At 73.8% G+C, this 26,975-nt stretch carries 24 protein-coding genes, 5 tRNA genes and 1 riboswitch; of the genes, 9 read left to right on the forward strand and 20 right to left on the reverse strand.

Annotation, left to right across the window (positions count from 1 at the left end; all coding sequences use genetic code 11):
- Positions 1-49: 49 nt before the first annotated feature.
- Entirely contained in the window at positions 50-2,278 is a 2,229-nt protein-coding gene (locus BLW86_RS17740; RefSeq protein WP_093874946.1) for an asparagine synthase-related protein, read from the reverse strand.
- A 562-nt stretch (positions 2,279-2,840) separates the two neighbouring features.
- Here BLW86_RS17740 and BLW86_RS17745 point away from each other — a divergent pair.
- The 4 genes from BLW86_RS17745 to BLW86_RS17760 all read left to right on the forward strand — a co-directional run bounded on the left by BLW86_RS17745 (position 2,841) and on the right by BLW86_RS17760 (position 7,936).
- On the forward strand, positions 2,841-4,295 hold the full coding sequence (locus tag BLW86_RS17745) for an NsdA family TPR-like regulatory protein (RefSeq protein ID WP_093874947.1): 1,455 nt from the start codon (positions 2,841-2,843) through the stop codon (positions 4,293-4,295).
- A gap of 94 nt (positions 4,296-4,389) precedes the next feature.
- Positions 4,390-5,574: an L-2-hydroxyglutarate oxidase gene (lhgO, locus tag BLW86_RS17750; protein WP_093878717.1), complete on the forward strand. Its 1,185-nt coding sequence runs from the start codon at positions 4,390-4,392 to the stop codon at positions 5,572-5,574.
- A 254-nt stretch (positions 5,575-5,828) separates the two neighbouring features.
- On the forward strand, positions 5,829-6,548 hold the full coding sequence (trmB, locus tag BLW86_RS17755; RefSeq protein ID WP_256341683.1) for a tRNA (guanosine(46)-N7)-methyltransferase TrmB: 720 nt from the start codon (positions 5,829-5,831) through the stop codon (positions 6,546-6,548).
- Between the two features lie 56 nt (positions 6,549-6,604).
- Positions 6,605-7,936 carry a PrsW family intramembrane metalloprotease gene (locus BLW86_RS17760; RefSeq protein ID WP_256341344.1) on the forward strand — a complete coding sequence of 444 codons (1,332 nt, stop codon included), beginning with the start codon at positions 6,605-6,607 and terminating at the stop codon, positions 7,934-7,936.
- A gap of 195 nt (positions 7,937-8,131) precedes the next feature.
- Here BLW86_RS17760 and BLW86_RS17765 read toward each other — a convergent pair whose 3' ends face one another.
- From BLW86_RS17765 to BLW86_RS17805, 9 genes are all read right to left on the reverse strand, one after another.
- Positions 8,132-9,079, reverse strand: a complete 948-nt coding sequence (locus BLW86_RS17765) for an aldo/keto reductase (RefSeq protein WP_093874949.1) — start codon at positions 9,077-9,079, stop codon at positions 8,132-8,134.
- Between the two features lie 46 nt (positions 9,080-9,125).
- The gene (locus tag BLW86_RS17770) at positions 9,126-10,223 is read right to left on the reverse strand and encodes a M23 family metallopeptidase (RefSeq protein ID WP_093874950.1); all 1,098 of its coding nucleotides are present in this window, start codon (positions 10,221-10,223) and stop codon (positions 9,126-9,128) included.
- 11 nt (positions 10,224-10,234) lie between these two features.
- A riboswitch (cyclic di-AMP (ydaO/yuaA leader) is annotated at positions 10,235-10,399 on the reverse strand.
- 212 nt (positions 10,400-10,611) lie between these two features.
- Positions 10,612-11,823, reverse strand: a complete 1,212-nt coding sequence (locus BLW86_RS17775) for a PP2C family protein-serine/threonine phosphatase (RefSeq protein ID WP_093874951.1) — start codon at positions 11,821-11,823, stop codon at positions 10,612-10,614.
- A 109-nt stretch (positions 11,824-11,932) separates the two neighbouring features.
- Positions 11,933-13,153, reverse strand: a complete 1,221-nt coding sequence (locus BLW86_RS17780) for an MFS transporter (protein WP_093874952.1) — start codon at positions 13,151-13,153, stop codon at positions 11,933-11,935.
- A complete protein-coding gene (locus tag BLW86_RS17785) occupies positions 13,150-14,172 on the reverse strand; it encodes a PLP-dependent cysteine synthase family protein (RefSeq protein ID WP_093874953.1) in 1,023 nt (340 codons plus the stop codon). The genes BLW86_RS17780 and BLW86_RS17785 overlap by 4 nt, the downstream gene beginning before the upstream one ends.
- Before the next feature lie 63 nt (positions 14,173-14,235).
- Positions 14,236-14,598, reverse strand: a complete 363-nt coding sequence (locus tag BLW86_RS17790; RefSeq protein ID WP_143060259.1) for a hypothetical protein — start codon at positions 14,596-14,598, stop codon at positions 14,236-14,238.
- A gap of 120 nt (positions 14,599-14,718) precedes the next feature.
- Positions 14,719-15,459, reverse strand: coding sequence for a MerR family transcriptional regulator (locus BLW86_RS17795; RefSeq protein ID WP_093874955.1), 741 nt, complete (start codon positions 15,457-15,459; stop codon positions 14,719-14,721).
- 108 nt (positions 15,460-15,567) lie between these two features.
- Positions 15,568-15,641, reverse strand: a tRNA-Met gene (locus tag BLW86_RS17800).
- Positions 15,642-15,693: 52 nt separating this feature from the next.
- The gene (locus BLW86_RS17805; protein WP_093874956.1) at positions 15,694-16,188 is read right to left on the reverse strand and encodes a rhodanese-like domain-containing protein; all 495 of its coding nucleotides are present in this window, start codon (positions 16,186-16,188) and stop codon (positions 15,694-15,696) included.
- Between the two features lie 185 nt (positions 16,189-16,373).
- Between BLW86_RS17805 and BLW86_RS17810 the strand changes: the two genes are divergently transcribed.
- A complete protein-coding gene (locus BLW86_RS17810; RefSeq protein WP_093874957.1) occupies positions 16,374-17,330 on the forward strand; it encodes a sigma-70 family RNA polymerase sigma factor in 957 nt (318 codons plus the stop codon).
- A 218-nt stretch (positions 17,331-17,548) separates the two neighbouring features.
- Here BLW86_RS17810 and BLW86_RS17815 read toward each other — a convergent pair whose 3' ends face one another.
- The 4 genes from BLW86_RS17815 to BLW86_RS17830 all read right to left on the reverse strand — a co-directional run bounded on the left by BLW86_RS17815 (position 17,549) and on the right by BLW86_RS17830 (position 20,565).
- A complete protein-coding gene (locus BLW86_RS17815) occupies positions 17,549-18,130 on the reverse strand; it encodes a phosphatase PAP2 family protein (RefSeq protein ID WP_093874958.1) in 582 nt (193 codons plus the stop codon).
- Between the two features lie 34 nt (positions 18,131-18,164).
- Positions 18,165-19,541 carry a diacylglycerol kinase family protein gene (locus BLW86_RS17820; RefSeq protein ID WP_256341345.1) on the reverse strand — a complete coding sequence of 459 codons (1,377 nt, stop codon included), beginning with the start codon at positions 19,539-19,541 and terminating at the stop codon, positions 18,165-18,167.
- Between the two features lie 482 nt (positions 19,542-20,023).
- A complete protein-coding gene (locus BLW86_RS17825; protein ID WP_093874960.1) occupies positions 20,024-20,257 on the reverse strand; it encodes a hypothetical protein in 234 nt (77 codons plus the stop codon).
- Positions 20,257-20,565 (reverse strand): hypothetical protein, encoded by a 309-nt coding sequence (locus tag BLW86_RS17830; RefSeq protein WP_093874961.1) that lies wholly within the window; start codon positions 20,563-20,565, stop codon positions 20,257-20,259. Before BLW86_RS17830 ends, BLW86_RS17825 begins: the two co-directional genes overlap by 1 nt.
- Between BLW86_RS17830 and BLW86_RS17835 the strand changes: the two genes are divergently transcribed.
- Positions 20,549-20,719 (forward strand): hypothetical protein, encoded by a 171-nt coding sequence (locus BLW86_RS17835; RefSeq protein ID WP_371129520.1) that lies wholly within the window; start codon positions 20,549-20,551, stop codon positions 20,717-20,719. The two genes, BLW86_RS17830 and BLW86_RS17835, sit on opposite strands and share 17 nt — an antisense overlap.
- Before the next feature lie 158 nt (positions 20,720-20,877).
- Here BLW86_RS17835 and BLW86_RS17840 read toward each other — a convergent pair.
- The 4 genes from BLW86_RS17840 to BLW86_RS17855 form a co-directional block, all read right to left on the reverse strand.
- Positions 20,878-20,953 (reverse strand) — tRNA-Lys (locus BLW86_RS17840).
- Positions 20,954-21,131: 178 nt separating this feature from the next.
- The gene (locus BLW86_RS17845; protein ID WP_093874962.1) at positions 21,132-23,438 is read right to left on the reverse strand and encodes a DEAD/DEAH box helicase; all 2,307 of its coding nucleotides are present in this window, start codon (positions 23,436-23,438) and stop codon (positions 21,132-21,134) included.
- Positions 23,439-23,635: 197 nt separating this feature from the next.
- Positions 23,636-24,253, reverse strand: a complete 618-nt coding sequence (locus BLW86_RS42035; protein WP_177181685.1) for a hypothetical protein — start codon at positions 24,251-24,253, stop codon at positions 23,636-23,638.
- Between the two features lie 247 nt (positions 24,254-24,500).
- The gene (locus tag BLW86_RS17855; RefSeq protein ID WP_185094583.1) at positions 24,501-24,851 is read right to left on the reverse strand and encodes a metallopeptidase family protein; all 351 of its coding nucleotides are present in this window, start codon (positions 24,849-24,851) and stop codon (positions 24,501-24,503) included.
- Between the two features lie 104 nt (positions 24,852-24,955).
- Between BLW86_RS17855 and BLW86_RS17860 the strand changes: the two genes are divergently transcribed.
- The 3 genes from BLW86_RS17860 (at position 24,956) to BLW86_RS17870 (ending at position 25,238) form a co-directional block, all read left to right on the forward strand.
- Positions 24,956-25,028: transfer RNA gene (locus BLW86_RS17860), tRNA-Glu, on the forward strand.
- A 40-nt stretch (positions 25,029-25,068) separates the two neighbouring features.
- Positions 25,069-25,142 (forward strand) — tRNA-Asp (locus BLW86_RS17865).
- A gap of 22 nt (positions 25,143-25,164) precedes the next feature.
- Positions 25,165-25,238 (forward strand) — tRNA-Phe (locus BLW86_RS17870).
- 96 nt (positions 25,239-25,334) lie between these two features.
- Here BLW86_RS17870 and BLW86_RS17875 read toward each other — a convergent pair.
- Complete coding sequence (locus BLW86_RS17875; protein WP_093874963.1) at positions 25,335-26,168, reverse strand: cytochrome c biogenesis CcdA family protein; 834 nt, start codon at positions 26,166-26,168, stop codon at positions 25,335-25,337.
- Positions 26,165-26,935: a DsbA family protein gene (locus BLW86_RS17880; RefSeq protein WP_093874964.1), complete on the reverse strand. Its 771-nt coding sequence runs from the start codon at positions 26,933-26,935 to the stop codon at positions 26,165-26,167. The genes BLW86_RS17875 and BLW86_RS17880 overlap by 4 nt, the downstream gene beginning before the upstream one ends.
- Positions 26,936-26,975 lie beyond the last annotated feature (40 nt).

Here is a 26,975-nt window from a genome sequence, read left to right on the forward strand (position 1 = left end):
CGTTCACTCGAACGAGCTTGCTGTGACGTTTCGCCCGCTCGGCGGAACCTCACGCCGGCAGCGACCGCCTGGAGGCCGGGATCAGCGGCCCCTGGGCCGCGCGGGGGGCCCGGGGGGCCGTGGTGTCGGTCCAGCAGGAGCCCCTGCGGGCGAGGAGGCGGCGGAGCCAGAGTTCGGTGGAGACGAGGTCGGCGAGGCCGTCGAGGGGGACGGGGGCGCCGTCGGCCGCCGCGCGCAGCGCCTTGCGGACGACACGGGCCTCGATCAGGCCCGCGTCCGCGAGGAGCGGCGCGTCGAAGAGGGCGAGGAGCTGTGGGAGCGCGGCGCGCAGGCCCGCGCGCGTGGCGGCGGCCGGGACGGCCGGGTGGGGGGCGCCCCAGCCGGCGGGGACGTCGTGGACGCCGGCGCCGGAGAGGACCGTGCGCAGGACGCCGGCCCGGGCGTCCGGCTGGACCCGGAGCGATTCGGGGAGGTCGCGGCAGGCCCGTACGACCTGGTTGTCGAGGAAGGGGGCGTGCAGCCGCTGGCCCCGGATCTCCGCGGCCTGTTCCAGGACCCGGTGGTCGGCCGCCGCGCGGGCGAGGGCGGCACGCGCGCGTGCCTCACCGGGGCGCTGGACGGAGGTCGGGAGCGTCGCCGCCCGGTTCAGGCGAACCGATACTTCAGCCAGTGCCTCCCCCGTCAGCCAGCGCGCCGCCGGGCCCGGCCGCGACCAGGTCAGGGCGGAGAGCGAGGCCTCCAGCGGCCCGGAGCCGTCCGGGGCCGTGCGGTTCGCCTCCAGGACCCGCCGGGCCGCCGCCTCGAGACCCGTCCGGTACGGGGTGCGGGCCAGCTTCCGCGCCGCCCGGTAGACGGTCAGCGGCACCAGGAACGCTCCCGCCGACGGCCCCGAGGCCTTGGCGAGCGCCGTCACCGGGCGCACCAGGGAGCGGCGCCTGCGGTCCATCAGGAGGTCGGCGAGGCGCGCCGGGTGCGCGTCCAGGACCTGCTTGGCGCCCATGCCGGTGAAGTGGTCGGCGCTGCCGCCCGCGAGCCGCCTGCGGTGCCGCTCGGCCGTGACGAGCGCGGGCCCCGGCTCGTCGGTGAGCGGTCCGTCGAGCGCCGCGTACGGAAGGGCCTCCTCGCCGCCCGCGACGACGACGTGGTGCAGACGGGGGTCGGCGGCGATCGCGCGGGCCCGTTCCAGCTCCGCCGTGCGGCGCGCGCCGGCCCGGGTCGCCAGGTCGTTGAAGGTGACGGCGAGCAGCCGCTCCCCCGCGCCCGTGCCCTGGCCGGTGATCGTGCCCGGCACCCCCGGGAGGCCCGCCGCGAGCAGGGCGAGCGTGCCGGAGGCGCTGCCGCCGGACAGGTCGGCGCCGATGCCGGGCGCGGGGCCCGCGCCCCGGGCGGCGCGCCGGTCGGCGGGGCCCATGCCGGGGACCGGGCCCGGGTCGGGGAGCGGCGTCTCGGGGGCGTGCCGGGGGGCGGTGAGCCGGGCGCGTACGGCCTCGACGAGGGCGTCCCGCACCCCTTCGACGGCCTGCCGGGGGTCGGTCTCGGGCGCCGCGACGGCGAGCGAGGCCACCTGCTCGTAGCCGGTGATCTCGCGCGAGCCCTCCCGCAGGATCAGCGCGTGGCCGGGCGGCACCCGCCGCACGCCCTCGTACGGGGTGGAGTCGCGCAGGGCCTCCGGGGTCTCGGGGCAGGCGAGCAGGGCGGCGAGATGGCCGATGTCGAGCTGGGCCTCGACGAGGTCGGCGAGCGGCAGGGCGGCGGTGGCGTACGCGGTGCCGCCCGCCCACGGGGTGTGGAACACCGGCCGGGCGCCCGCGAGGTCGCCGGTGACGGTGACACGGCGGCCTGCCCTCACGACGGCGGTGTAGCTGCCGGGCCAGGCGGTCAGGTGCCGCAGCGCGCCCCCGCGCGCGGTGAGCAGGCCGATCCGCAGCTGCTCGTCGCTCGCTGCGCAGCAGCCGAGGACGGCGAGGCGGGTGTGGTCGTCGACGGCCACCACGCGGACCTCGTCGGGGCGCCAGTCGCCGACCGCCCAAAGCGGGTCGGGGCCGCCCCACAGGAGTTGTGCGCCCACCGGTTGCACCGTGCGCCCCTCGGCCGCGGGGCCGGTGCCGGAGCCGTACGGGGAGCCCGGGTCGTATCCGGGGTCGTACGGGGAGCCGGAGGCGGGTCCCGAGCCGGGGGCGCGCCCGGAGCCGTACGCGCCGTGCACCGTCCCCGCCCTGCCCGCCGCGGTCGTTGCGAAGCTCGCGGCGACACTGCTCCAGCCCACCAGCCATCGCATCGGCGCCTCCACATCCGTTTCGGTGGAGGACATGCTGCCACGACAACGGCGCACGGGGCGGGGTCCGGGTGCACGCGCGCCAAAGCCGAATGCGCCCCTGGCATGGGCCAGTTGACCTTCGGCAGGGCACCGGCGTCATTCGGCCAAATATCGATCCCCGATGGATGTTTCGGCGGGCGCCCGGGCACAAGGCCGGCCACCGGCTGTCCGGGAGGCGCTCCCGCCCCCCGGCGCCGTCCGCCGCCCGCGGGGAATGGGGCGGCGGTGTCCCCCAGCCCACTGGTCCGGGACACCGTCCCCGGCCGAGCGGGCCGACCCACGCGGTACTCATGGAAGCGCTCCCCCACCGGCCGGACGAGAGCGCACGGCCGGGCGCACGGCCACACGGCGGGGGCACGAGCCGCCGCGCCGGGGCCGTCCGTCGCACGTTCACACAACAATCTCGCCATACGGAACACCGCCCCTTAACGGTGGGGATGCGGCGAACTACGCTGTGTTTACGAATGCCGCACGCCTATGCCCGGCGTCGTGGCGGCCGTCTGTGTTGTCGAGGGGTGGCGTCATGTCCAGGGAGCAACGCGGGCCGAACGAAAAGCTCGGCACGGTTCTCGCCCTCGCGGGAATCAGCAACGCCGGGCTCGCCCGGCGCGTCAACGACCTCGGTGCGCAGCGGGGACTGACGCTTCGTTACGACAAGACCTCGGTCGCCCGATGGGTGTCCAAGGGCATGGTGCCGCAAGGCGCCGCCCCGCACCTGATCGCCGCCGCGATCGGGCAGAAGCTGGGCCGGCCCGTGCCGCTGCACGAGATCGGCCTCGCGGACGCCGACCCGGCGCCCGAGGTCGGGCTCGCCTTCCCGCGCGACGTCGGCGAGGCGGTCCGCTCGGCCACCGACCTGTACCGCCTGGACCTCGCCGGGCGGCGGGCCGGCGGGGGCGGCATCTGGCAGTCGCTCGCCGGGTCCTTCTCCGTCAGCGCGTACGCGACGCCCACCTCCCGCTGGCTGATAACCCCCGCCGACCCGTCGGTGGAGCGCGAGGCCCCCCGCCCCGGCGCGGGCGCCGGCCTCGCCGCGGCGGGCACGGCGGCCGGGGAGCACGCGCGCGTGGGCCACAGCGACGTCGCCAAGCTCCGCGAGGCCGCCGAGGACGCGCGGCGCTGGGACTCCAAGTACGGCGGCGGGGACTGGCGTTCGTCGATGGTGCCCGAGTGCTTACGCGTGGACGCGGCCCCGCTGCTGCTCGGCTCGTACTCGGACGAGGTCGGCCGGAACCTGTTCGGCGCGACGGCCGAGCTCACCCGGCTCGCCGGCTGGATGGCCTTCGACACCGGGCAGCAGGAGGCCGCCCAGCGCTACTACATCCAGGCCCTGCGGCTCGCCCGCGCCGCCGCCGACGTGCCCCTCGGCGGATACGTCCTCGCCTCCATGTCCCTCCAGGCCACCTACCGGGGCTTCGCCGAGGAGGGCGTCGACCTCGCCCAGGCCGCGCTCGAACGGAACCGGGGGCTCGCCACCGCCCGCACCATGTCCTTCTTCCGGCTCGTCGAGGCCCGCGCGCACGCCAAGGCCCGCGACGGAGCCGCCGCCGCGGCCGCCCTCAAGTCCGCCGAGGGCTGGCTCGAACGCTCGCGGGAGGGCGACGCCGACCCGACCTGGCTCGGCTTCTACTCGTACGACCGGTTCTGCGCCGACGCCGCCGAGTGCTACCGGGACCTGCGGATGCCGCGCGAGGTGCGGCGCTTCACCGAGCAGGCGCTGTCCCGGCCGACGGAGGAGTTCGTCCGCTCGCACGGGCTGCGGCTCGTCGTCTCCGCCGTCGCCGAACTGGAGTCGGGCAACCTGGACGCGGCCTGCGCGGCGGGCACGCGCGCGGTGGAGGTGGCGGGACGGATCTCCTCGGCGCGGACGACCGAGTACGTACGGGACCTGCTGCACCGGCTCGAACCGTACGGGGACGAGCCGCGCGTCATGGAACTCCGCGAGCGGGCCCGGCCGCTGCTCGTCGCTCCGGCGTGAGGGGCGGCCCCGGGGTGACGTGCATCCCACGAGGTGGGCGTTTAGCCGCGTTGTCAGTGGGCCAGTGCACTATCGGGGACGGGAGGTGGCGCTGGTGTTTGACTGTGACGTGCTGGTGATCGGCGGCGGGATCGTCGGTCTGTCGACGGCGTACGCCCTGACGCGCGCCGCCCCCGGCACCCGGGTCACGGTCCTGGAGAAGGAGCACGCCCTCGCGCGCCACCAGACCGGACGCAACAGCGGGGTGATCCACAGCGGGATCTACTACCGTCCCGGGTCGCTCAAGGCACGGTTCGCGGTCCAGGGCGCGGCCGAAATGGTCAAGTTCTGCGCGGAGTGGGGCATTCCGTACGAAGTGACGGGGAAGCTCATCGTCGCCACCTCCCGCGAGGAGCTGCCCCGGCTGCACGCGCTCGTGCAGCGCGGCAGGGAGAACGGCATCCCCGTGCGCGAGCTCGGCCCGGCGCAGATCAGCGAGTACGAGCCGCGGGTGCGGGGCCTCGCCGCGATCCACGTCGGCACGACCGGCATCTGCGACTACGGGGCGGTGACGGAGCGGCTCGCCGAGTCCTCGGGCGCGCGGATCCTGTACGGCGCGGAGGTCGCCGTCATCGACCGGCGGCCGTTCGGAGTGGCCGTGCGAACCGCCGACGGGCGCGTGGTGCGGGCCAAGGTCCTGGTCAACTGCGCAGGGCTGCACTGCGACCGGATCGCGCGGCTCGCGGGCGACGACCCCGGCATGCGGATCGTCCCCTTCCGAGGGGAGTACTACGAGCTCACGGACCCCTCGCTCGTGCGGGGCCTCGTCTATCCGGTGCCGGACCCCGCCTTCCCCTTCCTCGGGGTGCACCTGACCCGGGGCATCGACGGCGGCGTCCACATCGGGCCGAACGCCGTCCCGGCCCTCGCGAAGGAGGGATACGGCTGGTCCGTGGTCCGCCCGCGCGAACTGGGCGCCACCCTGGCGTGGCCCGGCTCGTGGGCGATCGCCCGCGAGCACTGGCGGTACGGAGCGGGCGAACTGCACCGGTCGCTCTCGAAGCGGGCCTTCACCGAGGCCGTGCGGCGGCTGCTGCCGATCGTCGAGGAGTCCGACCTGCGGCGGGCCGCGCCGGGGGTGCGGGCGCAGGCGGTGCTGCGGGACGGGACGCTCGTCGACGACTTCCTGATCCGCGAGGCGCCTCGGACGGTCCACGTGCTGAACGCGCCTTCGCCTGCGGCTACGGCTTCGCTGCCGATCGGCCGCGAGGTGGCGACCCGAGCCTTGGCCCGCCTGTAACCCACGGGCGGGGGCGGGGAACCGCCCGCCGGGCGCGGCCCGCACGGGGGCGCCGCCCAGCGGGCACGCGGCCCACACGGGCGGGAGCGGTGGCATCCAGCGGGTGCGGGTCCGGGCCAAGCGCCGCCCTTCAGGTGCGGAGGCCCTTCGTTCGGTCCCGCCGTAGAATCGGCCGCATTGTGTCTGAGCAGATTGAGAACGGCCCGCAGCCCGTCGCCGACCCCGGACAGCCCGTCGCGCGGCGGGGCAGTCGGATGTTCGCCCCCGGCGAGGGGCCCATGCCCGATCCCGCCGGGGCCCATCACGAGCGGCGGATCCGCAGTTTCCAGCCGCGCCGCAGCCGTGTCACGTACGGGCAGGCCGAGGCCATGCTGAAGCGGTGGCCCGACTGGGGCCTCGACATCGACGGCAAGCGGGTCCTCGATCTCGAGGAGATGTTCGGGGGGCTTCCGGTCGTCCTGGAGATCGGCTTCGGCATGGGCGAGGCCACCGCCCAGATGGCGGCCGCCGATCCCGGGACCGGGATCCTCGCCGTGGACGTGCACACCCCGGGCCAGGGCAATCTGCTCGGCCTCGCCGACCGGAACGGTCTGACCAACGTCCGGGTCGCCAACGGCGACGCGGTCATCCTGCTGCGCGAGATGCTTCCCGACGCGTCCCTCGACGGCTGCCGGGTCTACTTCCCGGACCCGTGGCCCAAGGCGCGCCACCACAAGCGGCGGCTCATCCAGCCCGAGTTCCTCAGCCTCCTGGCGCCGCGGATGAAGCCCGGAGCCGTACTGCACTGCGCCACGGACTGGGAGGAGTACGCCGAGCAGATGCTCGAGGTGCTCTCCGCGCATCCGGACTACGAGAACACGCAGGCCGACGGCGGCTACGCGCCCCGCCCCGACTTCCGGCCCCTCACCCGCTTCGAGGGGCAGGGGCTCGACAAGGGGCACGTCGTTCACGACCTCCTCTTCCGGAGGAAGTGAGCCCGGCTCCGTTATCTCCGTCGCCGGTGTCGGTGCGGGTCGTTAGGGTCGCTCACGTGTCGAACTCCGCCACCGGCGCCCCGCCGGACGCCGCCCCCGTCCCGCACCGGGACACCGAGGAGCCGGCCTTCCCCGCCGCCGCCGACCGGTCCCAGTGGCGCTACCGGCCCCGCCGGGCCTTCTGGCGCAGCCGGCTGGTCCGCGCGGTCGCCGTCGTGACGCTGCTCGCGCTCTGCGCCCTGGTCATCCTGGCGCTGGTCCGCGAGCAGACCGGCACGCAGGGCTTCCTCGTGGGCCTGGGCCTGGCCGTGCTTCCCGTACCGCTACTGATGTCGGCGTTCCGCTGGCTCGACCGGGTCGAGCCGGGGCCCTGGAAGAACATGCTGTTCGCCTTCGCCTGGGGTGCCTTCGCCGCCGCGCTCGTCGCGATCCTGGCGAACTCCTTCGCGGTCCGCTGGATCGCCACCGCCACGGCCGATCCGGACTCCGCCGACACCCTCGGGGCCACCGTCATCGCTCCGGTGGTGGAGGAGAGCGCGAAGGCCGCCGCGATCCTGCTGCTCTTCCTCTTCCGCAGGAGGGACTTCGGCGGTCTCGTCGACGGGGTCGTGGTCGCCGGTTTCACCGCGACCGGCTTCGCCTTCACCGAGAACATCCTCTACCTGGGGAACGCCTTCGGCGAGGACCAGGAGTTCGGTTCCTCGGGGCTCGGTTCGGTGACGGCCGCGACCTTCTTCGTACGGGTCGTGATGTCGCCGTTCGCGCATCCGCTGTTCACCGTGCTCACCGGCATCGGTTTCGGCTTCGCCGCCCTCGCGCCGCGCGGGAAGCGGCTGCGCCGGGTGCTGCTGCCCCTGGCCGGGCTGCTGCTCGCCATGGGCCTGCACGCCACCTGGAACGGCTCGGCCACCTTCGGCGGCCCGCTGGCCTTCTACGCGGTGTACGGGGCGCTCATGGTCCCGGCGTTCGGTCTGCTGACCTGGCTGGCGGTGTGGAGCCGGCAGCGCGAGCTGCGCACGATATCCGGGGAGCTCCCGGCGTACGCGGCGGCCGGCTGGCTCGCGCCCGCCGAGCCGCTCGCGCTGTCCTCGATGCGCGCCCGGCAGGTGGCCCGCTCGTTCGCCGCCCGGACGTACGGGCCGCCGGCCGCGCGGGCGGTCGGAGAGTACGAGTCCTTCGCGACGACCCTCGCGTTCCTGCGGGACCGGGCCCGGCGCGGCACGGCGGGACCCGACTTCCCGGCCCGGGAGCAGGAGCTGCTGCACCATCTGTGGCAGCGCCGCGAGGTCGCCTCCCCGGCCCTCACGTACGCGGCGAGGGCGACGGGCCGGGCCTGGGCGCCGCCGCAGTACCTGGACTACGACGGCTACAACCCGTACCGAAGCTAGGGCCTGTCCGGCGGATCAGGGTCGGAGAAGGCCGCGGCGTCCGGTGCATGGGGCCTCCCCGGGCCCGCCAGGGCCGAGGGGGCGCGTCGCAAAGCGCCGGAGCGCCTCGACAGCGGAGCTGTGGGGGCGTTTCGGCAACGCGGCGAGGCGCCGTGCCGGGCGTCGCGGCCCCGGCCCTGATCCGCCGGACAGGCCCTAGACGGCGGAGGCCTCCGTGAGGAGGGTCAGGTCGGTCTCCGTGAGGGTGAGGTCGGCGGCCGCGACCAGGGCCGGGAGCTGTTCGACCGTGCGGGCCGAGGCGATCGGCGCGGCGACGGTCGGGCGGGAGGCGAGCCAGGCGAGGGCGACGGTGGCGAGCTCCGCCCCGTGCGCCTCGGCGACCGTGTCGAGCGCGGAGAGCACCGCGCGGCCCCGCTCGGTCTCCAGGTGCTTGGCGGCGCCGGTGGCCCGGGCGCTGTCGACGTCGGCGCCGGGGCGGTACTTGCCGGTGAGGAAGCCGGCGGCGAGCCCGTAGTACGGGACGGCGGAGAGCCCGGCCCGCTCGACGGTCTCCAGGAGCGGGCCCTCGTAGGTGTCGCGCGAGACCAGGTTGTAGTGCGGCTGGAGGGCGACGTACCGGGTGAGGCCCTCGGCCTCGGCGAAGTCGAGGGAGGCGCGCAGCCGCTCGGGGGAGATGTTGGAGGCGGCGACGGCGCGCACCTTGCCGTCCTTCACCAGCTGGTCGAGGGCGGTGACGATCTCCTCGACGGGGACGGACTCGTCGTCGAAGTGCGTGTAGTAGAGGTCGATGTGGTCGGTGCCGAGGCGGCGCAGCGACTCCTCGGCGGCCGCCTTGACGGTGGGGGCGGAGAGTCCCTTGAAGCGGGGGTGGGCGCCGGCCTTGGTGGCGACGACGATGTCGGAGCGGTTGCCCCGGGAGGCGAGCCAGCGGCCGATGACGGTCTCGGACTCGCCGCCCTCGTTGCCCTCGGCCCAGGCGGAGTAGACGTCGGCGGAGTCGACGAAGTTGCCGCCGGCGGCGGCGTAGGCGTCGAGGACGGCGAAGGACTGCGCTTCGTCGGCGGTCCAGCCGAAGACGTTGCCGCCCAGGGCGACGGGGAAGACGTGCAGGTCGGAGGTGCCCAGTCGGCGGAGAGAGGTCATGCGTGGATCAACCGCTCCCGCCACCGGGCCTATTCCGTGCGGTTCCTCAGAGGCTCAGGCCCTTGGAGCGGAGCCAGGACGCCGGGTCGATGCCGTCGCCGCCGGACGTGTGGACCTCCATGTGGAGGTGGGCGCCGGTGACGTTGCCGGTGGCGCCGACGCGCCCGATGGTCTCGCCGGTGGAAACGGTCTGGCCGGCACTGACCAGCATGGACGAGAGGTGGCAGTACCAGACCTCGGTGCCGTCCTCCAGCTCCAGGACGATCCGGTAGCCGTAGGAGCCGGACCAGCCCGCCGACTTGACGGTCGCGCCGTGGACCGCCTTGAGCGGGGTGCCCGTGGGGGCGGCGAAGTCGAGGCCGGTGTGGTAGCCGGAGGACCACATCGAGCCGGACTGCATGTAGGTGGCGGTGAGGGTGTACGAGGAGACCGGCAGCGAGTAGCTGGCGGCGAGCTGGGCGAGGCGCTCGGCCTCGGCCTTCGCGGCGGCCTCCGCCTCGGCCTTGGCCTTGGCTTCCGCCTCGGCCTTCGCCTTCGCCTCGGCGGCCGCCTTCTCCGCGGCGGCTTCCTTGGCCTCGGCCTCCGCGGCGGCCTTCTCGGCCGCGGCCTTCTCCGCGGCGGCCTTGTCGGCGGCGTCGGCGGAGGCCTGCTGCTGCTCGGCCTGCTGGAGGATGCGGGCGCGCAGGGCCTCGCCCGCGGCGGGGGCGGCGGTCCGCTCGGCCTGTCCGGTCGCCTGGTCGGCCGCGGTGGTGTAGGTGGCGGCGGTGAGCGGGTTCGGGTTGGCGCGGGCCTCGCTGACGGGCTCGCTGTGCTCCTCGGGGAGGAGGTCGCCGACGCCGGGGAGGTCGTGGGCGTCCGGCAGGTCCAGGTCGGGGAGGTCCGGCAGCGATATGGCGACCGGGGGCTTGTCCTGCGCGGTGGCGAGGCCGCCCGCGCCGACGGCCGCGATGACGCCGACGCCGAGGACGGTGGAGGAGCGGGCGAAGTTGGAGCGCTGCTTGACGACCCGGTGCCGGCCGCCGGAGCGGCTCTCGGCGCGGAGGGAGCCCTCGGTGGGGTTCCACTCGGTGTCGGGGGCGGCGGGACCCGCACCGCCACCGAAGGCGTCGAAGGGGGCTTCGGGTGCGGGAGTGTTGGACGCCACGGGGGCGCGCTCCTTTCCTTCCTTCTCGCCTACCGGGTTAGCTGACGGGTTCGGAGCAGGAAGGTCTCCTACGGGCTCGACCGCGCGCGTGCGTGGTTCGCACGGGTGCGAAGGGGCCCGATTCACCCCAAGTGGTGGTTCCCCGGTTCCTTTTCAGGATTCGGCGCGTGCGCACGGTGCCGTCTCTTGCGACGGCTGGGACGACCGCGCTGCGTTATCGAACGTTAATAGACAGGAGGTCCCGATTCCAAGCCGTCCTCCTTGATCATTCATTGAATTGAGGGCGTATCGCCCGAGTTGACCCCCCTTCAGAGGGGCGCGAAGGAGGAAGGGTGAAACCCTCGCGATCTGACGTTATGTCAATTGTTATCGCAGTGACACCTCGCGACTACGCCTGGTGACCGGGCCTGCCCGGCGGCACCACCGGCATCGTCCGGCGGCGCTCGGGCTGCCCCGTCGCCGGGCGGCTCACCGCGAGCAGCGCCATGTCGTCCGTCGACCCGCCGCCCGTGTGGAGCCGTACGTCGTCCACGAGCGCGTCGAGCAGCTCCTCCGGCCCCGGGAAGATCCGCCCGGCGAGGCGCGCCGCCGGATCGTAGAAGACGCCCTGCGCGTTCCGCGCCTCCGAGAGGCCGTCCGTGTAGAAGAGCAGCGTCGCGCCCGGCGGGAACGGCCGCGCCTCCGCCCGGTCCGGCCACGCCGCCAGGTCGCCCATGCCGAGCGGCAGCGCCGCCTCGCCCGGCTCCAGTGACTCAAGGCGTCCGTCCGCGTGCAGCATCAGCGGCGGCGGATGGCCCCGGTTGACGACCCGTACGAAACCGTCGAAGGTCCCGCTCCCGTCGGTGCGCGGGATCTCGGCCAGGACGGCCGTGGTGAACCCCTCGAAGGCGTCGAGCCCGTGCCGGCGGGTGCCCTCCCGGGCCAGGGCCCGCTCCAGGCGCTGCGCCACGCCCTCCAGGGTCCGCTCCTGCTCGGCCGCCTCCCGGAAGGCCCCGATGACGACGGCGACGGCCTCGACCGCGTCCAGCCCCTTGCCCCGGACGTCCCCGACCACGAGCCGCACCCCGTGCGGGGTGTCCTGGACGGCGAACAGGTCGCCGCCGATGAACGCGTCGGCCTGCGCCGCCTCGTACCGCGCCGCGCACTGCAGACCGCCGATCCGCTCGGCGGGCGTCGGCAGCACCGCCTTCTGCGCGGTCTCGGCGATGACCCGCGCCGAGGCGAGCCGCTCGCCGCTGCGGCGCACGACCCGGTTGATGAGGAGGGCGAGGGCGGAGACGGTGAGGACGGTCAGGGTCTCGGTGAGGGCCGGGACCTCGTCGGCGGTGCCGTTGTAGAGGTGCAGCCCCACGGAGGCGAGGACGGCCGCGATCCCCGTGAGGAGGGTGGTCAGCATCGAGAAGAAGGGCGCGGCGATCAGCGGGGCGGCGGAGAAGAGCGGCGACGCGGTGTAGGCGGGCGGGGTCGCCAGGTCGAAGGCGATGCCGCCCACGATGACCAGCGGGGGCAGCGCGCGGATGAACCGCCGGGCGCCGCCGTACTCGGGACGGCCCTCGCCGCCCCGCCGTCCTCCGCCCGCCGCTCCCAGGGGGTTCCCCACCTGTGCTCTCCTGCCCCGTCCGACCCGGTCGCGGTCCGCACCGCGCCCTCCCAGGGTGGCCGCCGCCACCCGGGGCGGCGACTCCCACGGGGCCGAGTGGCGTACGGGGTCAGTCGGCCGCGAGCCGCCCGCCCCGGGCGAGGAGCGCCATCGCCGCCGCGCACCCCAGGCCCACCGCGCACAGCGCGAGCCACGGCGCCGCCGACCAGCCGGTGACGTCGAGGAGCGCGCCGGTCCCCAGGTTCCCGAGGGTGATCCCGATCCCGCACACCGTGTTGTAGAGCCCGTAGTGGGTGGCCACCCAGCGCCCCCGGGACAGCGCGACGACCGTGTCCATCTCGTACGGGTAGAGCACCGCGTTCGCGACGGCCAGGACCGCCGCGCACAGCAGCAGCCCCACCGGCCCCCGGCCCAGGGCCGCCGGGACGAGGAAGGCCACGCCCATCAGCGCGAGCCCGAGGACGAGACACCGCTCCCGGCTGAGCCGGCGCCGGGTCCAGGCCGTGATCCGCAACTGCCCGGCGAGCGCGACGAGCGCCGAGACGACGAACAGCGCGGTCGTCACGCCCGTGCCGCCCGCCGCGAGCGGCAGCGCCAGATAGACCTGGAAGGACAGCACGTACGAGCCGGTCATGGCGAGCGAGAAGAGCCAGAAGGTGCGGTGGGAGAGCACCGTGCGGAACTGCCCCCGCGCTCCCTTCTCCTCGGAGGGACCGGCGGCGGCCCGTACGGGCAGGTGCCGGAGCTGTACGAGGGTCAGGCCGGCGAACAGCGCCGCCGCGACCACGCACGTCAGCCGGAACGACACCCCCGTCAGGGCCACCCCGACGAGCGGTCCGAGCAGGATGCCCGCCTGGTAGTACGCGTTGAACAGCGCGAAGGCCTCCACCCGGCGCTCCTCCCCCGCCTCCGCCGCGAGACAGGCCCGCACGGCGGGGTTGAACAGCGCCCCCGCGAGACCCGTCGCGAGCGAGGCGGCGATCAGCATCGGCAGCGACTGGGCGAAGGCGAGCGCCCCGAAGCCGACCGTCCGCAGCGCGCAGCCGGCCACGATGAGCGGCTTGAAGCCGAGCCGGTCGGCGAGCGCCCCGCCGACGAGGAACATGCCCTGCTGGGAGAGGTTCCGGGCGCCGAGGACGAGACCGACGGCCCAGGCGGCCATGCCGAGCCCGTCCGCGAGGTGCGCGGCCAGGTACGGCATGAGCATGTAGAAGCCGAGGTTGATGGTGAGCTGGTTGAGGAAGAGGAGCCGTACGGCCGGATCGAAGGTGCGGGTCTGCCTCCAGATGCCGCCCCCGGCCTTCGCGGGCGCGCTCGCGGTCGTCGTCACCGGACACGCTCCAGGGCCCGGCGGGTCCAGCCGGTGACCGTGTCGTCGGAGACGTACGCGGCGGGGTCCTCCCGTACGGGACCGTCGAGCAGCCCGTGCGCCGCGCAGAACTCGTCGTTGAAGACGGTGTCGAAGTACCGCTGCGGCCCGTCCGGGAAGACCGCCGCGATCCGGGTCCCGCGCGGCCGCGTGCGGGCCAGCCAGCCGGCGACCAGCGCGACCGCGCCCACGCTCCAGCCGCCGGTGGCGAACTGCCGCGAGGCCAGCCTGCGGGCCGCGCGGACCGCCTCCGCCGGGCCGACCCAGTGCACCTCGTCGAAGGCCCCGTGGTCGACGTTCCCGGGATGGATGGAGGAGCCGAGGCCGCGCATCAGCCGCTCCCCGGCCGGAAGGCCGAAGACGGTGGAGTTCACGGAGTCCACCCCGACCAGCTCCAGGGCCGGGCTGGAGGTGGCGCGCAGGGCCCGGGAGATCCCGGCCGAGTGGCCGCCGGTGCCGACCGCGCAGACCAGGACGTCGATCCGGTCGAGCTGCGCGGACAGTTCGGCGGCGAGCCCCGCGTACGCGGCGGGGTTGTCGGGGTTCCCGTACTGGTCGGGCCACCAGGCCCCGTCGAGGCTCCCGAGCAGCTCGGCGACCCGGTCCATCCGGGCCTGCTGCCAGCCGCCGTGCGGGCTCGGCTCGGGGACGACGTGGACCCGGGCGCCGTGGGCGACGAGCATCCGCTCGACGATCGGTTCGAGACCGGGGTCGGTGACGACGTGCACGGGGTGGCCGTGGAGCACGCCCGCGAGGGCGAGGCCGAGACCGAGGGTCCCGGAGGTCGACTCGACGATCGGGGCGCCGGGCCGCAGCTCTCCGCGGCGGCGGGCCTGCTCGACCATGTGGAGGGCGGCGCGGTCCTTGATGCCGCCGAAGTTGAAGCCTTCGAGCTTGGCCCAGTAGCCGTCGTCCGTCCACAGGACGGGGGTGTTGCCGACGGTCTGCCCGTCGGCGGGAAGCGTCAGTGGTGCGGTCATGGGGAGACGTCCTCGGGGTGGGTACGCGGAAGGGAACCTGGTCACGCGAGTGCGGGACCCGGCTCAGTTCCGGTCCACCCCGAGGGCGACGAGCAGTCGGCCCGGCTCGGGGCCGGGGCCCGCCCGGTACCGGACGCAGCGCGCGCGGGGATCGGTGCGGAGGTCCGCCGCGTGGGGCAGGACCGCGGCTCCGCCCGCGTCGGGCACGGCGAGCGGGGAGGCGGGGGCCTGCGCGGGGAGGTGGGCGTCGAAGGTCCAGGCGTCCCCGGACCGCTCGCAGCCGTGGGAGTGCGCGGGGGCGGAGACGGTCGCGGTGCCGGAGGTCGGCAGCACGTGCCCGTGGGAGCCGTGGCAGACGCTCACGATCAGGGCGAGGAGCGCGAGCAGGACGAGCACGGCGGGCGCCCGCCGTCTCACATCGCTCATACGCTCGTCACTCATGGTGCGCGCGAGATTACGGTGGGACATGGGGCGGCCGCAAAGAGGCGGGCGCGGTTTTGGCCACCGTTTACTTCAGACAGGTCCTTTCGCTTCGGGCGGCGGACGCTAGAGGTTCCGCTCCGCGTAGACCCTCATCGCGTCCCGGACGAGGACCGCGGTGCCCTCGCCGTGCTTGTCGTAGTTCGCCGTGAAGCGCGGGTCGTCGACGTACATCTGCCCGAGGCCGATCACGTACTCCCTGCTCGGCGTCGTGGTCGTCGACAGCCACGCGATCTGGCGCCGCGCGATCGCCTGCACCTCGTCGCCGTCGGCGGCCAGGCCGTCCCGGGCCGCCCGCCCGAAGTCGCGGGCGATGCCCGCCTGCTCCTCCATGAACGCCTTTTTCTGCGCATCGGTGAGCGAGCGCCACCAGCGGTCGCCCTTCTCGTACGCGTCGCGGCCCCAGCGCTCGGTGACCTCCTCTTCGTACCGCGTGTGGTCGAAACCGTCGAACACCTCGTCGGCCATGAGTTCCTCTCCTCTCTCGGTCTTCCGCAGAGTGGTCCGCACCGACGCGATCTGGCGTCCGATGCGCTCGCGCTCCTGCTCCAGCAGGGCGAGATGGGTGCGCAGGGCGGCGGAGGTGTCCCGCTGCCCCGCGAGGACCTCGGCGATGGCGGGCAGCGAGAGCCCCAGCTCGCGCAGCAGCAGGATCCGCTGCAGGCGCACGAGCGCCGCCTGGTCGTAGTACCGGTAACCGTTCGCGCCGATCCGGCTCGGCTCCAGCAGTCCGCGCTCTCCGTAGTGCCGGAGGGTGCGGCTGGTGGTGCCGGCCTTCTTGGCGATCTCCTGGATCGACCACTCCATGCCGAGAACGCTAGATCTTGACGTTGCGTCAAGGTCAAGCGACGCCGCTCGGGCATACGACGAAGGCCCGGATCCAGTGAATGGATCCGGGCCTTCGTTGCTACTGAGTAGCGGGGACAGGATTTGAACCTGCGACCTCTGGGTTATGAGCCCAGCGAGCTACCGAGCTGCTCCACCCCGCGTCGGTAAACATGACTGTACGGCATGACCGGGGCGATCACGAAATCGGTTTCCTCAGCACCCGCAGTCGTCGGAGTCGACCGGCGCCGTCAGCGGGTCGGCGGCCTTCTCCGCGGGCCCCTCCCACGTCTCGTACGCGAAGCCCTCGCGCACCCAGTACTCGAAGCCGCCGAGCATCTCCTTCACCTGGAAGCCCAGCTCGGCGAGGGCCAGCGCGGCGCGCGTGGCGCCGTTGCAGCCGGGGCCCCAGCAGTACGTGACGACCGGCACGGACCGGTCGAGCAGCTGCTCGGCCTGCTCGGGGATGAGCGCGGTCGGCAGGTGGATCGCGCCGGGGACGTGGCCCTGGTCCCAGGAGGCCGTGGACCGGGAGTCGATCACCACGAAGCCCGGGTCGGTGCCCTCGGCGGCGGCGGTGGCGAGCGCGGAGGCCACGTCGGAGACGTCGGCGTGGAAGGCGAGGCTGGCGGAGAAGTAGGCGGCCGCGGCGGCGGGGGAGGCCGGCGGGGTGCGGAGTACGGGGTTGACCTGGGGCGTTGTCGTCGTCATGGTGATCAATCTACGGACGAAGATCACCGTGCTGAAGTGGGGATTCACGGCGATCGGGGGCTTCGGCCGGGGAATCCCGGGCGTTCGCCACGAGACGGCGGGGATCTCACGAAGCGGGACCCCGCGGCCTGGTTCCGCCGCCGGTGTCCGTGTCACATCGGCGGGGTTTCATCCGTCATGACGGCATGACGGGACGCGAACGGGGAGATCGACGAGTGGACCACGAAACGGCAGTCGGCCAGGGGCTCGACAAGGAACTCCTGGCCCGGCGCTTCGACGCCGACCGCGGCCATCTGCGGGCGGTGGCCTACCGCATGCTGGGCTCGCTCAGCGAGGCCGAGGACGCCGTCCAGGAGGCCTGGTTCAAGCTCAGCCGCAGCGACGTCAGCGGGGTGGAGAACCTCAGCGGCTGGCTGACCACGGTCGTCGGCCGCGTCTGCCTGGACATGCTGCGCTCGCGCGGCTCGCGCCGCGAGGACCCGCTGGAGTACTACGTCCCCGACCCCGTCGTCCGGGTCGCCGACACCACCGACCCGGAGCAGGCGGCCGAGCTCACCGAATCCGTCGGGCTCGCGCTCCTCGTCGTCCTGGACACCCTGGGGCCGGCGGAGCGGCTCGCGTTCGTGCTCCACGACATGTTCGCCGTCTCCTTCGACGACATCGCGAAGATCGTGGACCGCACCCCGGCGGCGACCCGCCAGCTGGCCAGCCGCGCCCGCCGCCGGGTCCAGGACGCCACCCCGGCCCCCGGCCCGGACGCCCGGCGCCAGCGGGAGATCGCCGACGCCTTCCTCGCCGCGGCGCACGGCGGCGACTTCGAGGGGCTGCTCGCCGTCCTCGACCCGGACGTGGTGCTGCGCGCGGACGGCGGCAGGACCCTCGCGGCCGTCTCCGCGGTCGTCCGGGGCGCCGAAGCCGTCATCTCGCAGGCCCTCATGTACGCGAAGTTCCGTACGGGCGCGCTGCGGGTCGTGGCCAACGGCCAGCCCGCGGTGCTGTCGGTCGTCGAGGGCCGCCCGGGCGCGCTCATGACGTTCACGATCTCGGGGGACCGGATCGTCGCGCTGCACGTCCTGGCGGACCCGGAGCGCATCGCGACGCTCGGCTTCACGGAGGAGGACCTGGCCCGGGCGACGTACTGATCCGACCCGCGTCCCGCACGGCCGCCCGCACTGTCGGCAGCACCGCCGTGGGCACCGCCGCCGTCACCACCGGCAGCACCGCCCACGGCCCTGCCCGACGCCGGGTCACGGCCCTGCCCGACGAGGTCACGGACCTGCCCAACACCGGGTCACGCCCTGCCCGACTCCGGGTCACGGAACTGTCCGACGCCAGGTCACGGCCCTTGTCCGACGCCGGGTCACCTCTCCCTGGCGGCCCACCAGCTCCCGGCCGCCAGGGTGACGCCCGCGCTCGCGACGCCGAGGAGGGCGCCCGCCGCGACGTCGCCGGGGTAGTGCACGCCGGTGTGGACCCTGGAGTAGCCCACGGCCCACGCCAGGGCCGCGAGGGGCAGTGACAGGGGCGGCAGCACCGACCCCGCGGCGGTGGCGAAGGCGACCGCCGACGCGGTGTGCCCGGAGGGGAACGACGCCGAGGTCGGCATGGGGACATGACGGCCCACCACCACCCGGGCCGCCTCCCGGTCCGGCCGCGGCCTGCGGACCAGCCGCTTGCCCAGCAGGTTCGCCGAGGCCGAGGCCACCGCGATCGCCCCGACCCCGGCGAGCGCGGCCCGCCGCGGCCGGCCCGGCACCAGCGCGAGGGCCGCCGCGACGGTGAACGAGATCTTGGAGTGGTTCGCCGCCGTGGAGAGCCGGCGGAGCGCCGTGTCGAGCGTGGGCGTGGGGGTGGCGGCCACCGCGGCGTACACGGCACCGTCGACGGCCCGGATGTCGTGCAGGACCGCCCGGAGGGTCCCGGTCGTCGTGTCGTCCGTCATGCGCCGCTCCTAGCAAGTTCGGTGGTACGGGAGTTCAAGGCGTACGAGCACCCCACGGGTCGCTCCGGCCCGGCTCCTCGGGGAAGGCCAGCCGGGTCAGGCGCCGCCAGTCCAGGGGCGGCGGGGGCACCGGCGACCCCGGCCGGTCGCGGGGCACGAGGACCCGCAGGGCGCGCGGGCGCAGGGTGCAGACGACGGGCGTGGGCAGGGTCAGCGCCTCGCCGTCCACGGCGACGGAGATGACGGCGCCCGCGCCGCCGGGACCGCCCCCGACCTCCACCTTACGGGCCGTCAGGACGTTCAGGCCGGTCGCCTGGGTCCCCAGGACGGCCAGCTCCGCCGCTTGGGCGGCCCCGTCCACCCGGACGCCGATCACCCCGAGCTCGCCGCCGTCGAGACGCGTCCTGCGAGCGGCGACCGCACCGAACGGATCGGGCGCCGCGTACGGGTTGTTGCTGACGAGGAGCGCCTGCTGGGCGGTGAGCGGGGTGGAGTCGGCGATCGCGTCGAGACGGTCGCCCTCACCGCCCTGGAGCAGATCGGGCAGGGCGTCGAGGGCGGTGCCGGCCTTCGCGTCGCGGTACTCGGGGCGCTGGACCACGTCCGCGTACACCCCGAAGGAGACGGTGTTGACGAAGGGGCGCCCGGCGACGTCGCCGAGGTCGACCCGGAGCTCCTCGCCGTCGCGCAGCGCGTCGAGGCACCGCGACGGGTCGGTGCGGTCGAGGCCCAGGTCCAGGGCGAAGTGGTTGCGGGTGCCCGCCGACACCACCAGGAACGGCAGGTCGTGCTCGGCGGCGACCTCGGCCACCAGCGCCTGCGTGCCGTCGCCGCCGGCCACCCCGAGCAGATCGGCGCCCTCGGCCACGGCCTTGCGCGCGAGGCCTGCGACATCGGCCGGCTCGGAGGGGTCGAGCAGGATCACCCGGGCGCCGAGCGCCTCCGCCCGCTCGACGAGCCGGAACCGCTCGACCTTCCCGCCGCCGGACTTCGGGTTCATGATCAGGAGGGGTCGGCGGGGCGGGGGGACGGGCTCGCCCCGCATCAGCGCGTCCCGCTCGTCCTCCGGCCGGCGCAGGGCGGACCGGGCGCAGGACAGCGCCACGCCCCACAGCCCCAGGGCCACGAGGGCGTTCACCCAGACGCCCCCGACGACGTACAGGTAGAGGGTCACGAGGGGAGCGGTCACCGCGAGCACCGCGCCGAGCAGCCGCAGCGGCCCGCGGTGCGCGAGGAACCACCAGACGCCGACGGCCGAAGCGGCGAGCCCCACGATCCCGCTCAACAGGACCAGCGGCCCGCTGCCGAGCGCGGTCAGCAGGGCCGCGCCCGCGACCGCCGTGGCGATCAGCGCCCAGCGGGCCAACCGCTGGGCCTCCCCCGCCGGATCACCGGAACCGCTCGCCGTCACCGACCCCACCTCCGCACTCCGCGTCCACGCTTCCCCACCTTCCCCCCGTCCGCCCTCGGGACGGACCCGTTCGGAGGAAAGAGCCCCCGGGAAACAGGACGGCAGGAACCCGATGAAGGTTCTCAGGTGGGCAACGCCCCCGACAGCCGCACCCGCTGACGAGGAGCCCAGAGAGCCAGTCGACGCCCGGTCCCGCCGGGACCGGACGTGCACGGAGTCCCTCGCTCCGGCGGCGAGGGCGGCGTAGGAACAGGAGACCTTCCGGCTGTCGGGCGTCCCGTCGATCGAGCATGCGGGACCGGCCGGATGGATCGTCATCCCCCGTCCGCCCGCGCAAGCGCCCCCGAACGACGCAGCGCCCCACCCGGTCGAAACCGGTCCGGGCGCTGCGCAGCAGGTCAGAGGGTCACCCCTCCCCTGCGCCTGGCAGGCCGGGGCAGACCACTGCCGGTGCGGCGCCGCGTCGCCGGCGCGCGGGACGGTCAACTCACGCTCATGCCCCGGTCCGGCCACTGACCGCGTTCCTCGTGCATCGCGTTGATCTTCCGGGACGCCTTGACGAACGAGTAGTCCGTCCGGCCGTCGTCGGCCGACGACGTGCGGGATTCCTTGTCCATGGTCAGGTGTCGCGTGAATTTTTCCGGATCATCCCCGAACTCGTAGCGGACCAGCTCCCCGTCCTCGGAGACCTTCCGGAAGTAGACGAGTGCGGCCACTACCACTCACCCTCAAAGTCTTCCCGCTTGTTCAGCGGTACGGAGTTCTGCCAATTGCACGTTTCGTCGGCGACCCGATGCGCTTCCCGGTAGGTCGCTCCGGGGTGCTCCCGAAGGTAGGTGAGCTCGGCCAGCTCGTGCTCCAGGAGGATCCTGTCCTCGGACAGGGAGTTCCCGGACCTCAAGCGAATCCATGCATCGGCGATCTCCGCATCGGCGTCGGACTTGCGCACGACGACCTTCCCGGTTTCGTCATCCCCGATGGGGTGCCCCGTATCGAACACGTGCTCCTTGATCGACGCGAGCACCGACCAGGACCTCACCGGCGCCTGGTTCGTCGACGCGGGCAGCCTGGCCGAGTGGCTGGAGACGTGGCTGGCCGGCAGCGGCTGGTACGAGGAGGACATGGTCGACGAGGAGTTCGACATGGCGCTGTGGGCGAATGCCGCCTCCCGCCCGTAGCCGGAGGGACCGTCACCTGTCCTTACAGTCCGTCTCCGGCTGCCTCGTCCGCTCACGCAGCGCTCACGCACGCGTCCCGGAACGACGGAGCGCCCCGACCAGCCGAAACCGGTAGGGGCGCTCCGCAGCAGGTCAGAGGGTTTCCCCTCCCCCGTGCTTGGTAGGCCGTGTGGGACTCGAACCCACAACCAATGGATTAAAAGTCCACTGCTCTGCCAATTGAGCTAACGGCCCGTGGACAAGCACACCCGAGCAGCATAGCCCGAGCGGGCCCGGGAACCGATCGGGTATCCGACACCGGCCGTGCCTCGGGCGTGGCGGGAAGCCCGATGTGCGGCACGCCGGTACGAGACAGGGCCCGTACCGGCACCGGAGTGCTCGTACGGGCCCTGGCTCAGGGTGTCAGGCGATGTCAGCCGTTGCGCTTCCAGCGCGGCTTGTCGTCGCGGCGGCCGAAGGAGCCGCCGGTCGAGCCGGTGCTGCCGCGGTGGTCGTCACGACGGCCGTACGGGCGGTCGCCGCCCGAGCGGAAGCCGCCGGCGGGGCGGTCGTCACGACGGTCGCGGTTGAACGGACGGTCGCTGCCACGGTGGCCGCCACGGTCGTCGCGGTTGAAGCCGCCCGACGGACGGTCGTCACGACGGAAACCACCGGAGGGACGGTCGTCGCGGCGGAAGCCGCCGGACGGACGGTCGTTGTCACGACGCTCGAAGGAACGGCCCCCGCGGTCGTCACGGTTGAAGCCGCCCGACGGACGGTCGTCACGACGGAAACCACCCGACGGACGGTCGTTGTCGCGGCGGAAGCCACCACGGTCGCCACCACGGTCGTCGCGGTTGAAGCCGCCCGAGGGACGGTCGTCGCGGCGGAAGCCGCCGGACGGACGGTCGTTGTCACGACGCTCGAAGGAACGGCCCCCGCGGTCGTCACGGTTGAAGCCACCCGACGGACGGTCGTCACGACGGAAACCACCCGACGGACGGTCGTTGTCGCGGCGGAAGCCACCACGGTCGCCACCACGGTCACCGCCGCGGAAGCCACCGCGGTCGCCACGGTCGTCACGGTTGAAGCCACCGCGGTCACCGCGGTCACGGCGCTCGAAGTTGCCCCGCTCGTCGCGGAAGGTCGAACGCTCCTCGCGGCGCTCCTCGGCCTTCGCGGCGCGCTCGGCCTCCACGGCGGCGGCCGCGACCTCGGCCTCGGCGGCCTCGGTCACCTCGGCGACGGCGGCCTCCGGGTCCTCGCCGCGCTCACGGGCGGCGCGGGCGACCAGACGGTCGGCCTCCTCGCGGAGCTCGACGGCACGGCGCTGGAGGCGCTCCAGCTGCTTGGTCAGGTCGGCGACCTCGCGCTCGGCCTGCTTGGCCGAGTTGTTCGCGGAGTCGGCCTGGACCTCGGTCAGCGAACGGGCACCGGTGATCTCGGCGACCTCGGGGTCGAAGGCGCCGGCGCCGCCGACGATGTGGCGCGAGGCGTCGACGCCCGCGTCCTCCATCAGACGGAAGATCTGGCGGCGCTGGTGCGGCAGGGCCAGGGAGACCACGACGCCGGAGCGGCCGGCACGGGCGGTGCGGCCCGAGCGGTGCAGGTAGTCCTTGTGGTCGCCGGCCGGGTCCACGTTCAGGACCAGGTCGATGCCGTCGACGTGGATGCCTCGGGCGGCGACGTCGGTCGCGACGAGCGCGTTGACGTAGCCGTCCTTGAAGTCGGCCAGGGTGCGCGTGCGGGCGCCCTGGGTCATGCCGCCGTGCAGGGCGTCGGCCTTCACACCGGACTCGCGCAGCTGCTCGGCGATGCGGTCCGCGCCCAGCTGGGTGCGGACGAAGATGATCGTGCGGCCCTTGCGCGCGGCGATGGCGGCGGTGACCGGGGCCTTGTCCTTCGGCTTCACGACGAGGACGTGGTGGGTCATGGTGGTGACGGCACCGGCGGACGGGTCGACCTCGTGCGTGACCGGGTCCACCAGGTAGCGCTTGACCAGGCTGTCGATCTCGTTCTCCAGGGTGGCGGAGAAGAGGAGGCGCTGGCCGCCGACCGGGACCTGGTCGAGCAGCTCGGTGACCTCGGGCAGGAAGCCCAGGTCGGCCATCTGGTCGGCCTCGTCGAGGACGGCGATCTGGACGTTCTCGAGAGAGCAGGCGCCGCGGTTGATGATGTCGCGCAGGCGGCCCGGGGTGGCGACGAGGATGTCGACACCGCGCTCGAGGGCGTAGATCTGGTTGCCCATGGACGTACCGCCGCAGACGACCTTCATCTTGAGGCCGAGGACGTCGCCGTAGGGCTGGAGGGCGTCCGCGACCTGCATCGCGAGCTCACGGGTCGGGGTGAGGATGACGCCGCGGGGCTTCTTCTTCTCGGTGTGGCCGTCCGCCAGGGTGGCGAGCAGCGGCAGACCGAAGGAGAGGGTCTTGCCGGAGCCGGTGCGGCCGCGGCCGAGGATGTCCTTGCCGGCCAGGGCGTCCGGGATGGTCGCCGCCTGGATCGGGAAGGGGGTGGTGACGCCGTTCTGCGCGAGCTTGCGCACGACGCCCTCGGGCAGACCGAGGTCGCCGAAGGTGAGGGTGGGCTCGGCGGGCTCCTCGACGGAGTCCTCGGCGCCGGTGTCGTCGGCCTCGACGTCGAGGATCTCGACGGTCTCGACGATCTCGGTGGCCTCTACGGCCTCGACGATCTCGTCGTTCTCGGGCATGACGGCGTGGTCAGAACTGAAAATGGACATGCGAAATGCGAAACCTTCCGGAGTCTCGGCACGCGCCCGTCAACTCCGTGATTTCGCAAACGACCGCCTCAATGCGGTCAGCCACGGCTAGGGAGAGTACGCGCCACACGGCGCTCTTCTGTGTCGGCGCCGGGCAATGGGATCAAACGATCTACCACCATACGCACCCTCCCCCACCCGTGGCAAATCGGACTCCGTCACACCGGCCCGACCTGCGGGGATGCCACCGGCTCCGCGGGCGCTCCCGGCCCGTCCGCCGCCCGCATCGCACCCATCTGGGTGTCGGTGCCGGAGGTCGGCGGATCGGTGGGGTTGGAGGTCGGCTCCGGGGTCGGCTCGGGCGTCGGGTTCGAGGTGGGCTCGGGCGTCGGCTCGGGGCTCGGCGGGGTCGGCTCGGGTGTGGGCGTGGCCCCACCGCCGTCCTGCCCCCCGGTGCCTCCGCCGCTGCCGCCGTTCCCCCCGCCACCGCCACTGCCCCCGTCGCCGCCGTTCCCCCCGCCCCCGCCGGAGCCGCCGCCCGTGGCCTCGTGACCACCGCCGGCCGGCTGCGACCTCGACGGCCCTCCGGGTCCGCCGGGGCCCTCCACCGGCAGCACCGCGCCCGGCGAGGGCTTCGCCGTGCCCGACGGCGAGCCGCTCGGGACCGGGGACTCCTTGCCCGCGCCGGCCGGGGCCGGGCCACCCTTCTCCGGCCTGCCGTTCCAGGACCCGCCGCCCCCGCCCCGGGCGCCGCCGCCGTCGCTCTCGGCCGCCGCGCCGTGCTTTCCCCCGGACGCGCCGGGCGTCGGCTTCGCCCCCTCGTCACTCACACTCATACAGCCGCTCAGACCGGCACAGGCCGCGACGGCCAGCGCGGTGGCGGCCCATCTCACCGGGGTGGGCAAATGGCGCACGGGGGCACCTCCAGGACACAACAGGCAGGAACGGAACGCGTCGCACTGCCCAACTCCCCAGGCACCGCAAGGGACACGGCCCCCGCACGGCCGCCCGATCCGGCCGAAGCCACCCGATCCGGCCACGGCCGACCTCCCCCGATCCGGCCGCCGCCCGCGCCCGCCCCTCTCAGCCGTAGCCGAGCGCGTGCAGCCGGTCGTCGTCGATGCCGAAGTGGTGGGCGATCTCGTGCACGACGGTGATCTCGGTCTCCTCGACCACGTCCTCGCGCGACTCGCACATCCGCAGCGTCGGCCCCCGGTAGATCGTGATCCGGTCGGGCAGCACCCCGGCGTACCACTCGCCGCGCTCGGTCAGCGGCGTCCCCTCGTAGAGCCCGAGCAGCTCGGGATCGTCCGGGGAGGGCTCGTCCTCCACGAACACGGCGACGTTGTCCATCAGCCGCGTCAGCTCCGGCGGGATCCGGTCCAGGGCCTCGGCGACGAGCTCTTCGAACTCCTCGCGCGTCATCTCCAGCACGGGCCCATTCTCCCCCGCCCGGAAACCGTTTTGGCGATAGCGGCCGACATCCCATATGCTTCTCACGTCCCCGACGCACTGAGAAGTGCGCAGGTGAGCCTCTAGCCCTCATCGTCTAGTGGCCCAGGACGCCGCCCTTTCAAGGCGGTAGCACGGGTTCGAATCCCGTTGGGGGCACGCATTACCGTGTGCGAGACTAGTGATCGCACACAAGCAAGGCTCTGTGGAGCAGTTGGTTAGCTCGCCACCCTGTCAAGGTGGAGGTCGCGGGTTCAAGTCCCGTCAGAGTCGCTGAGGTCGGAAACGATCTCGTGGCTGGGTAGCTCAGTTGGTACGAGCGATCGCCTGAAAAGCGATAGGTCGCCGGTTCGACCCCGGCCCCAGCCACAAAGAGAAGGCCCCGTTCGAAAGAACGGGGCCTTCTTCGTTCCCCGGGACATGCGGCCGTACGGGGAAGGGGCCCGCGCCCCGCCCCCGTACCGCTCAGACCTCCTCGCGCCGCCGCGCCCTACGGCTCCGCACCGCGAACACCGCCGCCACCGCCGTCACGACCGCGACGAGCAGCGCCCAGTCCGGCACCGAACGGCCCAGCGAGGCGACCCGCTCCTCCACAGCGAAGGAGTCGTCCACCGAGAGCAGGCCCGGCAGCGCGGTCGTCCCGTCGAAAACCAGGAAGAGGGCGCCGAGGGCCATGAAGAAGAGGCCCGAGAGCAGTGAGGTGGAGTGGACCTCCAAGCGGCCGATACGGAGCGGCCGGCCGCGCAGCAGGCCCCGCCGGCCCAGCTCGTACCGGTCCCAGAGCAGCGCCAGGACCAACAGCGGGACGGCCATGCCGAGCGCGTACACCGCGAGGAGCAGTCCGCCGTACGCCGGGCTGCCGCTCAGCGCCGCCACCGTCAGGACGCTGCCCAGGATCGGGCCCGCGCAGAAGCCCGCGAGGCCGTAGACCAGGCCGAGGGCGTAGACGGAGAGCGCCGAGGTGGGCCGGATCCGGCCGCTCGCCTCGGCGAGCCGGCGGGAGGTGAAGCCTAGGCCGAGGATCTGGAGGACGCCGAGGCCGATGATCAGCCAGCCGCCGGCGGTGACGAGCAGGTCCCGGTGGCCGTAGAAGAACCGGCCGGCGAGGGAGCCGGCCGCGCCGAGCGGGACGAGGGTGGTGGCCAGGCCCGCGTAGAGGATGCCGGTCCTGGCCACGAGCTTCGCGCGCGTGTCGATCGAATACGCGAAGAAGGCGGGCAGGAGCAGGGCGCTGCACGGGCTGAGCAGGGCGAGGAGGCCGCCGAGGAAGGCGGCGAAGTAGCCGATGCCGGAGGTCACTGGCCGGCCTTCTTCGGAGCGGTTTCCTGCGGGGCGTTCTTCTTCGGGGCGGCCTTCGCCGCCGCCTCGATCGCCTCCGTGAAGGTCTCCAGGGGCTGGGCGCCCGCGATCGGCCGGCCGTTGATCAGGAACGACGGGGTGGAGGAGGCGCCGAGCTCGTACCCCTGCTCCTGGTCCTTGCGTACGGCCTCCCGGGCGGCCGCGCTGTCGCCGTCCTCGGCGAACCGGGCGAGGTCGGGCACGCCGGCCTCCGTCGCGAGGGCGGCCAGCCGCTCCTTGCCGAAGCCCTTCTCCTTGGCGCCCTCGGCGTAGGCGGCCTTGTGGAACTCCCAGAACCGGCCCTGCCGCCCGGCCGCCCAGGAGGCGCGGGCGACGGTCTCCGACTCCTCGCCGAAGATCGGGAAGTTCCGCCACTCGATGCGCAGGGTGCCGTTCTCGACGTACTTCTTCACCAGGGCGGGCTCGGTGTCGCGGGCGAACTTCCCGCAGTAGCCGCACTTGAAGTCGGCGTACTCGATGAGCACGACGGGCGCGTCGACGCGGCCGAGGGCGAGCTTGTCGGAGGCGTCGCGGCGGGCGTACGCCTCCAGTTCGGCGTAGACGCCGGCGGAGGGGTCGGCGGAGACCTCGGCGACGGCCGAGGAGCCGGAGGAGCCGGGGGACGAGGGCTTGGTGGCGGTGTACGAGACGACGCCGAGCAGCACGGCGGCGGCCGCGACCCCGGAGACGACGGCGATCGACTTGGACCTGGACAGGGACCTGGACATGCGGAAGCGCTCCTGAAGGCGGGAGGGAGGAAGGACGGCG

This window comes from Streptomyces sp. TLI_105 (genome assembly GCF_900105415.1).
Classification (GTDB): domain Bacteria; phylum Actinomycetota; class Actinomycetes; order Streptomycetales; family Streptomycetaceae; genus Streptomyces.

Bases quoted from the DNA above. Each gene is read 5' to 3' on its own strand.
- BLW86_RS17785 (WP_093874953.1), bottom strand. From the start codon at position 14,172: ATGACCGCACCACTGACGCTTCCCGCCGACGGGCAGACCGTCGGCAAC.
- BLW86_RS17740 (WP_093874946.1), bottom strand. From the start codon at position 2,278: ATGCGATGGCTGGTGGGCTGGAGCAGTGTCGCCGCGAGCTTCGCAACG.
- BLW86_RS17815 (WP_093874958.1), bottom strand. From the start codon at position 18,130: ATGACGGACGACACGACGACCGGGACCCTCCGGGCGGTCCTGCACGAC.
- trmB (WP_256341683.1), top strand. From the start codon at position 5,829: ATGTTCGCCCCCGGCGAGGGGCCCATGCCCGATCCCGCCGGGGCCCAT.
- BLW86_RS42035 (WP_177181685.1), bottom strand. From the start codon at position 24,253: ATGAGTGTGAGTGACGAGGGGGCGAAGCCGACGCCCGGCGCGTCCGGG.
- BLW86_RS17805 (WP_093874956.1), bottom strand. From the start codon at position 16,188: ATGACGACGACAACGCCCCAGGTCAACCCCGTACTCCGCACCCCGCCG.
- BLW86_RS17790 (WP_143060259.1), bottom strand. From the start codon at position 14,598: ATGAGCGATGTGAGACGGCGGGCGCCCGCCGTGCTCGTCCTGCTCGCG.
- BLW86_RS17810 (WP_093874957.1), top strand. From the start codon at position 16,374: ATGACGGGACGCGAACGGGGAGATCGACGAGTGGACCACGAAACGGCA.
- BLW86_RS17795 (WP_093874955.1), bottom strand. From the start codon at position 15,459: ATGGAGTGGTCGATCCAGGAGATCGCCAAGAAGGCCGGCACCACCAGC.
- BLW86_RS17880 (WP_093874964.1), bottom strand. From the start codon at position 26,935: ATGTCCAGGTCCCTGTCCAGGTCCAAGTCGATCGCCGTCGTCTCCGGG.
- BLW86_RS17765 (WP_093874949.1), bottom strand. From the start codon at position 9,079: ATGACCTCTCTCCGCCGACTGGGCACCTCCGACCTGCACGTCTTCCCC.
- BLW86_RS17845 (WP_093874962.1), bottom strand. From the start codon at position 23,438: ATGTCCATTTTCAGTTCTGACCACGCCGTCATGCCCGAGAACGACGAG.
- BLW86_RS17745 (WP_093874947.1), top strand. From the start codon at position 2,841: ATGTCCAGGGAGCAACGCGGGCCGAACGAAAAGCTCGGCACGGTTCTC.